Origin of the sequence: Pseudosulfitobacter pseudonitzschiae, assembly GCF_900129395.1 — a bacterium.
GTDB lineage: Bacteria > Pseudomonadota > Alphaproteobacteria > Rhodobacterales > Rhodobacteraceae > Pseudosulfitobacter > Pseudosulfitobacter pseudonitzschiae.
On sequence record NZ_FQVP01000022.1, the window covers coordinates 1 to 9,484 of the forward strand.

Below are 9,484 nucleotides of genomic sequence, written 5' to 3' on the forward strand. Positions count from 1 at the left end.
TTGAAATCGCAACGTAATATTCTACGTCTATTTCCGCCTCATCCTGCTGAAATCGTTTAAGAACCTTTTGATGAAACGACAATGCAATTGCGACAAAGAGGATCTCTGGTTTTTGCCTGGGCCACCCGAGGAGGAACCGGATGATCTGCCTCCTGGGCCACGGGCGGAACCGCCTGATACCGTGGTCATCGAAGATTGGGAAAAGGCAGAGGGTGCTCATACTGCGCGGCTGGCAAAGGTGGCTGGACGCCTGGGTGCTATGGATGACCGGTTGCTGCGCGGCCCGGAGGGCTGGCGGCACAGACTGGCTCTAATAGAGGCGGCGGATCTCAGCTGGTTCGCAGGCGATCGTGTGAGCCCCGATCGGCTGGCGCTTTGGGTATCCATGCGTTTATCTGGAGTCCAGGATGACTCAGAAGCACTGGCTCGGGCCGGATGGGCTGTGCGACGCCTGACAGGTGGTCCGGAGCCAATGGTAGATTTGGCGGCCTTCCTGGATCGGCGTGATCCTGAGAAATTCGAGGATAATGCCGAGCGCTTTGACGAGCGTGCTGGGAGCTGGCTGGACGTGATGACAGCTGCGGTTGACCTCCACCCGATCACGCGCGCTTGCATGGGGTTTCACCTCTGGAGTCTGGCTGGCCTCGGCCAATATGGAGACCGGATTGAGGCCGCTGTGACTGCTGGCAGGATCGCGGCCAGCGACGGCAATGGAGCCGTCTTTGCGCCGCTGGCCATGGGCGGGGCAGGGGGCTTAGGTGCGTCCGGCCGTCCAGCCGACAGATTGGCCCGCTGGCTGGATGAGATGGAAACTGGTTGCCTGACCGCGATGCGACATCTCGACGATCTCGAAGCATGGGCAACGCGGGCGGAAGCCGAGACGGCGGCGCTCTCGGGTAAAACCCCGCCAAACTTGCTTGTGGCCCTGACCGAATGGCCCCTCGTTTCCGCTCCTATGGCCCAAACCTTGACCGGTGCCAGTCGGGCAGCGGTTCAGCGCAACCTCGCATGGATGGAAGCGCGAGGCCTCATCCGGGAAGTGACTGGGCAGGGGCGGTTCCGGATGTGGCAGGCAGCGACCTGAAGAGGGCCCGAAGGTGATCCAGAACACGCATAAGCACGCATATGTTAAGTTGGCTCTTGGCCAAGAGTGCGCATGACTCGGGCGCACCTGGGACGAATACTTCTCGGGCGAAAGCGGCGCGCCTAAGACCCGCAGCAAGAGTTAAGTCCGCTATCCGCGTCGGACCCGGGGTCATGCCAGCCAAGTTCGCAGAACGTCAGAAGGCCGCAAGCATGTGGACTAGGCCTTTTTCGATGTTCTTCCACGGCTTCTTGCCCACGGTATGTAAGAACCAACATCTGGTACCGCAGATATTTTTCGTAAAGAACTGCATGAAGCGACAACAGATTTTGTGACCCACAGGCCTGGATCAAGGACTTATGGAACTCCCAGTCATATCGGAATCAGGATCGGAGCGACCACGCCCTGCGCCAATGGCTGCGGGAACTGGCGAATAAACGTCGCCGGTTCGGATATCGTAGTTAGGGCATCCTTTTGGCCAGAGAGGGTTTTGAAGTGAACCATTAGAAGCTTTTCCGTCTCTATCGCGAGGAAGGGCTGGCCGTGCGCCGCAGGTGATCACGCAAACGCGCACTGGGTACGCGCAGGCCCATCCTAGTGCCGGATCGCGCCAATCAGCGTTGGTCGTTGGACTTCGTGTCCGATGCCTTTGCTAATGGCCAAAGGTTCCGTGTGTTGTGCATCGTGGATGACTGCACGCGCGAAGCCTTGGCGGCCACTGTGGTGGATCGCTCACTGTCAGGTGAGCGGATGATCCGCGAACTGGATGACCTGATCGGGAGGCTGGGTCAGTTGACTTTCTGACCCACGATCAGATCAAAGCGATGACAACGGCCGACCGTATCGTCAACCTCGGCACTCGTCAGGGGTATGTTACCCCCTGGATCACGACGTCAGCGGAAAAGCGCCCTTAGGGGTGCCACAGCCTCTTGCCAGCTGTCACGCGCTTCTAGCCGGTCGATCCAACTCGCAACTCCTGGGTACTGGTCCAGTAAAATCCCCGCTTGATCGCGATACATGAAGGTGGTCGCAAGATAGAAGTCGGCAAGGCTGAGTGCGCCTGCGATCCAGTCCTTGCCGTCGAGTCCGGTTTCCAGAACGGCAAGGAACTGATCTGTGGCTTTTCGTTCCGCTTCGACCACAGTCGGATCGGGATCGCCCATGCCGAATTTCTCTTTGAGAAACAGCTCAAAGGACAATTTCTGCATCGCCGGGCCAAGGTGGATCGCTTGCCACCAGGTCCATTGATCGACGAGGGACCGCGCCTTGCGGCCCTCAGGATAGAGGCCCGCCTCGGGCCGAAGCCCCGCCAGATAGGCACAAATTGCCCGGGATTCCCAAAGCACGAAATTCCCGTCCTCCAAAACGGGCACCTTTGCATTGGGATTGCGAGCGAGAAATTCCGCCGCGCGGTTGTCCCCGGCCCGGATGTCGACCTGGACGATTTCGAGGTCCACGCCCAGTTCGTGTGCCACCGCCCGCACACGCAGCGCATTGGGCGAGAAATTCGCGTTGTAGAGTTTCATGATTTTGTCCGCCTCTATAGTTACTGCGGCGCCCGAAGAAGCACCGCCCGGTTTTCGGTCAGGAAATCGGTAACCGACTGTCCGGACTTGCCGGTGAGCGTCTTGAGATCGTCGCTGGCCACATCAAGGTAGCCTTCGGCGATTGCCTGGTCGAAAGAGACGAAAACACGCGCCATGAACTCGGGCAGGCCATTTGCGATCATCGCCTGCACCATGTCTTCGGCCGGCATCGGAACGTAGGGGATGTCCTTGCCGGCGATGTCCGACAAAAGCGCCGCGATATCGGCCTGGCCGGTGGATTCGGGCCCGGTGATGTCCAGGACCTCGCGGTCGGTCGCATTCATCAGCGCGGCAGCGGCGGCGCGGGCGCAGTCGGCGCGCGTGACGTAACTCGCCCGTCCGTCCCCTGCCGCGGCAAAGAGCTGCCCCATGTCGATCGCCTGCGGTCCGCTCATAAGCAACAGATCCGTGTAAAGGTTGTTGCGAAGGATCGTGTAGCTGGCGCCGCTTTGCTCGATCAGCTTCTCGGTGTTCTGATGATCCTTGCTGAAAGTGATGGGGCTTTCGGGTACCGGGCTGGCAAGCGAGGTATAGACGATGTGGTCGATACCCGCCTCGCGTGCGGCGGTGATCGCATTGGAATGAGCCGCGAGCCGTTTGCCCGGCTCCAGATCGTCGGTGGAGATGATCAGGATCCGCTTGCCGCCCGCGATGGCCGGACCCAGTGTTTCGGGCGCGTTGAAATCGCCTTGGCGAACATCCACCCCCTTGTCCCTGAACTCGGCGAGTTTGTCGGCGTTGCGCGTGACCGCGATGATCGGACCGGCGCCCGCCTCGATCAGTTGATCGATTACCTGGCGTCCAAGCTGGCCGGAGGCGCCTGTGACGATAAATGGTCCGTTCTGAAAGCTTGCCATGGGCGTATTCCTGTTCTTTGAGAGAGAGTCAGCCGTGGATGTGAACCTGCGCGGGGTTGGCCAGCTTGCCGCGGGCGAAGTCCCAGCTCGTTGTCAGGATTTTGATCATGACGTCGACCTCTGACCCATCGCGCGGCGCAAAGGCCATGACGGCATTTGCCGGGATGTGTCCGGCCGACGCCATCGGGTGCGGTTCGCCCCATCCCTTGGCGATGAGTTCATCGACCGCCGCCAGCGGCAGCATCATGTGCGACGAACCGTCATAGGAGGGATGCACATGGGCAAATTCGCGTCCGATCATGAAGGCTTCACGCGGGCCGCAGGCATGCGCCACCGGCAAGACCAGTGCTTCGGCGCCGGGCACCGAGATGCCCGACCGGCAGCGCTCGACGAAGGGCAGGGCGAAGGCCTTCTCCTTGAAAAATGCGTGGATCTCTGCCGAGGAGTTCTGCGACACCTGCTCATGCGGGGCGCAATCGGTGGTGTCGGGGCGCGGGCCCTGCCGCGGGGGAAGTTCGAAGCTCATGGTTGGTCCTATCCAAATCTGAACGCGCTTTCGACCGCGCCCAACACGTGATCCTCGAGGGTCTTCTCCCCCCGATCCGCAAGCGCAGCCCCGGCCACGACGTGCAACGGGATCAGATGTTCCTCGCGCGGATTGGCATCGCGTGCGCCGGGCGCCTGATCCCACTCGGCCAGCATGGCATGGCGCACTGCGGGGTCTTCATGGGTCACCGCACTCGTGAGCCATCGGTCAAAGTCTCCGCCGTTCACCGGGCCGTCCGGTCCGCCCCTCATCGCCCGCATCATCTTGCCCATGTTATGATAGGTATTGCCGGATCCGATGATCAGCACCCCTTCGTCGCGCAAGGGCGCCAACGCGCGACCGACGGCAAGATGCGCCTCGGGGTCGAGATCGTCGCGCAGGCTCAATTGGACGGTGGGGATGTCGGCCTCAGGAAAAGCCACCTTTAGTGGAACGAATACCCCGTGATCGAAGCCACGCGCAGCATCGGCCCCGGTTTGGAATCCCGCGTCTTCTAAAAGTGCGCGTACGCGGGTCGCCAGCGCGGGCTCGCCCGGCGCGGGCCAGGTTAGCTGATAGGTATGCTGCGGAAATCCCTGATAGTCGAACAGCAGAGGCGGGGCGGGGTTGGTCTGCAAGGTAAAGACCCGCTCTTCCCAATGGCCCGAGATCACGAGGAGCGCCTTGGGCCTTGCCGGCAGGCTCGCAGGCAAGTCCTCAAGGAATTTGCGGTGCCGATCCCAGGCGTCAGGCGGGTTCCAGTCCATGAAGAAACAGGGGCCACCCCCATGGGGAACAAACAATGTCGGCTGCTTTTCAGTCATGTTGTCGTCCTTTTAAACCCAAGTCCGAGGCTATGGGCACCCCCGTGGCAACTCCGCAGCAGATCAGATTGGCGCTGCCGGAACTGCCGGTGCATAGGCCGACTTGACCGCACGCACGCGATTGGCGGTCAGCCACGAGACGATCAGGAGTACCCAGGTCGCCAGAGCCGGCGACCAACCCGGATCGCCTGCGCCCACATGGGCCCCGAAGGCGAGCACCAGATGCCAGAACATTGCCGCATAGGCCCAATCTGCCAGCACCGCCGAAGGGCGCCAGAGGATCACAACGGCACCGACGATCTTCAAAATTGCGAGTGGCCAGATGATGTATGTGGGATAGCCCAACACCTCGCGATACATGCCCGCGACCATGTCGTGGGATGAGATGTAGAAGGCCGCCGCACCCAGATAGACCAATGCCACAAGGCCGGTCGCGATCCAGTAGACATATTTTGCCACGTTGTCACTCACTGCCGCTCTCCCGGTTTTCGGCGGGTTGTTAGGCTGCCGTTTTCCATATAGTATCATTAGGTGCCTTGCTTCATCAGTTAAAGTAGGCACTTAAAAGTAACTTACTTTCGTGGGCTGCGAGGGCTATCCACAATGAAAAGCGTCCAACCAGCTTCCTGCCCGATGGAGGCGCTGCTGCGTGTCATCACGGGACCTTGGACGATTTATATCCTTTGGGTTCTGTCCGAACAGGGTCCACAGCGTTTCGGCGCGACCAAACGGCTGGTGCCTGGAATTTCCACCCGGGTCCTGACTGAGAGGCTGAGAATGCTGGAACATGCCGGCGTGGTCTGGCGCGAGCAGGCCATGACCATCCCGCCCGCTGTCACATACGGGCTGACTGAACGCGGCGCGGAGCTGCGCGGTGTGCTGGACACCCTTGGATCCATTGCACGCCGCTGGGAGGCGGAGGGTGCTTTCGACGGGACGGCACGCTCGGCGGAATGATGACGTCCGTCCTGTTCGCGGAATAATCCCGCGCCAGAAAGCACCGCGAACGGAGCACGGCCCGAAGCTCATGACGAATTGAAAGCCGCGTTGGGTATGCCTGACAGGCGGCACTCACTCCGAACGATCCGCCCAGGTTTGCGGCTTGCCGCCACATAAAAATCAATTTACTGTACCGACTAGACGGTACAGTCAAGTTTGAAATCCCGCAATGCTGCACAGGACAGGAAGAGCGAGATGCGCGAGAGAAAAATGGCCGAGGTTTTGTTCGGCGCGCGGGAGGTCTTCTTCCGGTGCGGTTATGAAGGCGCCACCGTCGATGCCATTGCCGCCGAAGGGAAAGTGTCGAAGGCAACAATGTATTCGTATTTCCCGACCAAGGAGCAGCTGTTTCTGAGCGTCGTGGAATCCGAATGCGGTCGGCTTGCGGAAGAGATCCTCCGACCCTTGTCCGCAGGTCCCGAGCCGCGCGCCCAGTTGGAAAAACTTGCCCTGCGCATGATCGATCTCGTTCTGGACGAAACCTACATCCGCCTTCTGCGGACGTGTATCGGTGCCACCGAGATGCTTCCCGAGGTCGGGGAGGTGTATTTTCGTGCCGGACCGAAACGGGCACGCGAACTCATCAGTAAAGTTCTGGAACGCCTTTCCCGGGAAGGCGCGCTTGAGATCGACAACCCCCCGCGTGTTGCGGATCACTTCATACATCTTTGCGTTTCTGGACTGTTGATGCCACGCCTGCTGGCCGTGCAAAGAACAGTCGAGCGGGACAAGCATGCGGCCGATGCAGTCACTGCATTCCTGCGACTCTACGGGAGCGGACATAGAGTAGAGCTCTGAACTGACCTTGCTTTCCGACAACGGGGCAGTGCTCCACATCTCTCAATAAAATTGCCGAATGGACAGTGAATAATGACCATACAATCCAAAATGCAGGCAAAGAATGCGTCACCAAGGATCCTCGGCGCTGCGCGGGCAATTGCGCACAGAGAGGGCGCGGGAAAGATTACGATCGACGCCGTCGCGCGTGAGGCCGATCTCAGTAAAGGCGGGGTCTTATACAATTTTCCGACCAAGAGAGCGCTTCTTGCCGGGCTGCTTGATGAGATGCTCGCAGAACATCACGAACGCCTGGCATCAGTCCCGGAAGATCGCAGATCCCGCACCCTGCGTGGGCACCTGGAAGCAATCGTGCAAGCCAGAGCCGTCGATGACGACCTCTCGATGGCGATTCTCGCGGCTGCCGCGTCAGATCCGCGGCTGCTCGATCCGCTACGGGCTGAACTGACCGGCGACCTTGAGCGTATCCTGTCCGACACACAAGACACTCCGGGTGCTATGGTTGTCGTCCTAGCGATCCAGGGACTTCGGTTCCAGAAACTTCTGGGCCTTCCCGACGGTGGCGCGGATCTCAGGGGACGCGTCATCGAGCAATTGAGGGCCATGATTAATGAACTCGAATAGAGAGACACGAAGTTTGAAGCGGATCGTTTTTGTTATTGCGGTAGCGGCCGTGTCGGCCGTTGCCGTCCCGTTTGTTTCGCCGTTCCTGACCGATGTGCTGGCCCAGACCGCGACGGACACCCTGGAGGCAGAAGTCGATACAAGGCCTGCAGCGAACGTGGAGCGACCAGTCACGGTCGAAGTGACCCGTGCGCTCAATCGCGTCGTAAGTCAGTCTCGCAGCGTTGCAGGCCGCGTCGAACCTGCTCGAACGGTGGACCTTGCGTTTCAGATACCCGGGCAGATCATTCGCCTTGAGGTTGAGCCCGGCGACACGATTCGCGAGGGCGAGGTGATCGCGGAGCTCGACCAAATCGATTTCGAACTCGCCGTCGACCGGGCTCAGGCGTCCTACGACCTGGCGAATTCCGAACTCGCGCGCGCCTCGGACCTCGCCGATCGTGGCGTGGCGTCCGACGCGCGCCTCGACACGGCCCGCGCGCAGTTCGTCCAGGCAGAAGTCGCGCTCCGCGAGGCAGAGCGGCGCCTGTCCCAAACGAAAATCGTCGCGCCATTCGACGCGATTGTGGCGCGCACCTTCGTTGAAGAATATGTCAACGTCACGTCGGCCGCGCCTGTCGCGCGTCTACAGGATGTCAGCGAGATGCGGCTCGTGATCTCCCTGCCAGAGGAACTTGCGGCCATTGCGCGGTCGGCACCCGATGCCTTCGAGATCGTTGCAACTTTTCCGGCTGTTCCGGGTTACACCGCGCCTCTGGTGCTTCGCTCGTTTGCGACCGATGCCGACCGGACGGCGCAGACCTACGACGTGGAATTTGCGATCACGGGTGATATCGACCCGCGTCTTCTGCCCGGGATGACTGCGGATGTGCGCATCTCCATTGCCGCAGAAGCAGATCGCCCGCAATCCGTGATTGTCGCGTAGCCCTTAATTGTGAGATGAGAAATCCAACGAAATCAACAGCTGTGCTTTGCCCTTAAATATGAGATTTTGCCTTTAATTCCGATATTTTTGCTCTTAAACCTGAGACAGGGTTCACAGACATTTGCGGCAAATATCGATGGATGATGATGGCGAAGACTCCGTTGCCGTTGGTGCTGAAGAAGCGCGCAGAGCCGCGGTGCTGCGTCCCCTTGTTCAGGCCTTTCTCAAAGGGACTGGCAGTCTGGAAAGTGGCATCAATGACGCCGTTTGGGAGCTTGGTGTCAGCAGGGCGACGGTCTGGCGTTGGATAAAGCGGTTGGCGGAAGAGGGTGGGCGCACCAGCGCTCTGGCGCCGCGGAAACGGGGCCGCCCGACCGGGACGCTCTTGATATCCAGCAAAGTCGAAGCGGTGATCGAAGAGCACCTTCGCCGTTATTTTTTGCGCCGGGAGCGTTCGAGCCTGTCGCGCGTCGTGACAGAAATCCGCAGTGTGTGCTGGCAACAGGGCTTGCAGGCGCCGACACGGCGGACGGTTCAGCGTCGCCTGGATGCGATGGATGCCCGCGAAGTTGCGAAGGCACGAGAGGGCGCAAAGGTTGCCCGCCAGAAATTTGCGCCGGTCACAGGTGAGAACAAGGCCAGTGTGCCACTGGAGATCGTCCAAATTGATCATACGCCGGCGGACATCATTCTTGTCGACAGCTTTGAACGCCAACCAATTGGGCGGCCTTGGGTCACGCTGGCGATCGACATCGCAACGCGGATGGTAACCGGATACTACACTTCTCTCGAGGCGCCTTCGCGACTGTCAGTGGCGCTTTGCCTGACACAGGCGGTGGCCCCCAAGGCGGAACTTCTGACGGAATTGGCGTGCAATATTCCTTGGCCCGCACAGGGCAAACCGCTCAGCCTCCACGTCGACAATGGCCGCGATTTCCGGTCGCGGGCCTTTCGTTCGGCATGCGCGGAATGGGGGATCGATCTGGTCTATCGGCCGCCGGGAAGTCCTCACTTCGGAGGTCACATCGAACGTTTGATCGGGACGATGATGGGGGCCGTCCACCTGTTGCCGGGAACAACGCAATCCTCGATCGCGACCAAGGGCGACTATGATGCCGAAGGCATGGCCACGATGACGTTGAGCGAATTCGATCGTTGGTTTGCTTTGGAAATCTGCCGTTACAACAACAGCATTCATTCGAGTCTTGGCTGCACGCCCGTTGCCAAATGGGAGGCGCTCTCAGAGCAAATGACGGGCGAC

At 60.1% G+C, this 9,484-nt stretch carries 12 protein-coding genes and 1 pseudogene; 7 read left to right on the forward strand and 6 right to left on the reverse strand.

The features are described from left to right. Window positions 1–70: 70 nt before the first annotated feature. Window positions 71–1,084, forward strand: a complete 1,014-nt coding sequence (locus BUC08_RS23885; protein WP_051694718.1) for a hypothetical protein — start codon at window positions 71–73, stop codon at window positions 1,082–1,084. Window positions 1,085–1,206: 122 nt separating this feature from the next. On the opposite strand, the gene BUC08_RS25280 is transcribed toward BUC08_RS23885, so the two are convergent. Further along, complete coding sequence (locus BUC08_RS25280; protein WP_369824838.1) at window positions 1,207–1,437, reverse strand: hypothetical protein; 231 nt, start codon at window positions 1,435–1,437, stop codon at window positions 1,207–1,209. A 25-nt stretch (window positions 1,438–1,462) separates the two neighbouring features. Between BUC08_RS25280 and BUC08_RS24500 the strand changes: the two are divergent. Further along, window positions 1,463–1,876 (forward strand): annotated as a pseudogene (locus BUC08_RS24500) (transposase family protein); the annotation flags it as partial. Between the two features lie 101 nt (window positions 1,877–1,977). Here the strand turns inward: BUC08_RS24500 and BUC08_RS23895 are convergent. From BUC08_RS23895 to BUC08_RS23915, 5 genes are all read right to left on the reverse strand, one after another. Beyond that, complete coding sequence (locus BUC08_RS23895; RefSeq protein WP_027238702.1) at window positions 1,978–2,610, reverse strand: glutathione S-transferase family protein; 633 nt, start codon at window positions 2,608–2,610, stop codon at window positions 1,978–1,980. A 20-nt stretch (window positions 2,611–2,630) separates the two neighbouring features. After that, on the reverse strand, window positions 2,631–3,527 hold the full coding sequence (locus tag BUC08_RS23900; RefSeq protein ID WP_037931965.1) for an SDR family oxidoreductase: 897 nt from the start codon (window positions 3,525–3,527) through the stop codon (window positions 2,631–2,633). A 28-nt stretch (window positions 3,528–3,555) separates the two neighbouring features. Continuing rightward, complete coding sequence (locus BUC08_RS23905; RefSeq protein ID WP_037931962.1) at window positions 3,556–4,053, reverse strand: luciferase domain-containing protein; 498 nt, start codon at window positions 4,051–4,053, stop codon at window positions 3,556–3,558. Between the two features lie 8 nt (window positions 4,054–4,061). Beyond that, window positions 4,062–4,877, reverse strand: coding sequence for a DODA-type extradiol aromatic ring-opening family dioxygenase (locus tag BUC08_RS23910; RefSeq protein WP_037931959.1), 816 nt, complete (start codon window positions 4,875–4,877; stop codon window positions 4,062–4,064). A gap of 63 nt (window positions 4,878–4,940) precedes the next feature. Continuing rightward, window positions 4,941–5,348 (reverse strand): DoxX family protein, encoded by a 408-nt coding sequence (locus tag BUC08_RS23915; RefSeq protein WP_157802081.1) that lies wholly within the window; start codon window positions 5,346–5,348, stop codon window positions 4,941–4,943. 162 nt (window positions 5,349–5,510) lie between these two features. On the opposite strand from BUC08_RS23915, the gene BUC08_RS23920 reads away from it, so the two are divergent. The 5 genes from BUC08_RS23920 to BUC08_RS24505 form a co-directional block, all read left to right on the forward strand. Then, the gene (locus tag BUC08_RS23920) at window positions 5,511–5,834 is read left to right on the forward strand and encodes a winged helix-turn-helix transcriptional regulator (protein WP_027238707.1); all 324 of its coding nucleotides are present in this window, start codon (window positions 5,511–5,513) and stop codon (window positions 5,832–5,834) included. Between the two features lie 237 nt (window positions 5,835–6,071). Continuing rightward, window positions 6,072–6,674, forward strand: a complete 603-nt coding sequence (locus BUC08_RS23925) for a TetR/AcrR family transcriptional regulator (RefSeq protein WP_036540318.1) — start codon at window positions 6,072–6,074, stop codon at window positions 6,672–6,674. Between the two features lie 72 nt (window positions 6,675–6,746). Then, a complete protein-coding gene (locus BUC08_RS23930) occupies window positions 6,747–7,298 on the forward strand; it encodes a TetR/AcrR family transcriptional regulator (protein WP_224769550.1) in 552 nt (183 codons plus the stop codon). A gap of 13 nt (window positions 7,299–7,311) precedes the next feature. After that, a complete protein-coding gene (locus BUC08_RS23935; protein WP_224769549.1) occupies window positions 7,312–8,223 on the forward strand; it encodes an efflux RND transporter periplasmic adaptor subunit in 912 nt (303 codons plus the stop codon). Between the two features lie 136 nt (window positions 8,224–8,359). Then, window positions 8,360–9,484, forward strand: a 1,125-nt coding sequence (locus BUC08_RS24505; RefSeq protein WP_143186822.1) for a DNA-binding domain-containing protein, incomplete at its 3' end; no start/stop codon positions are given.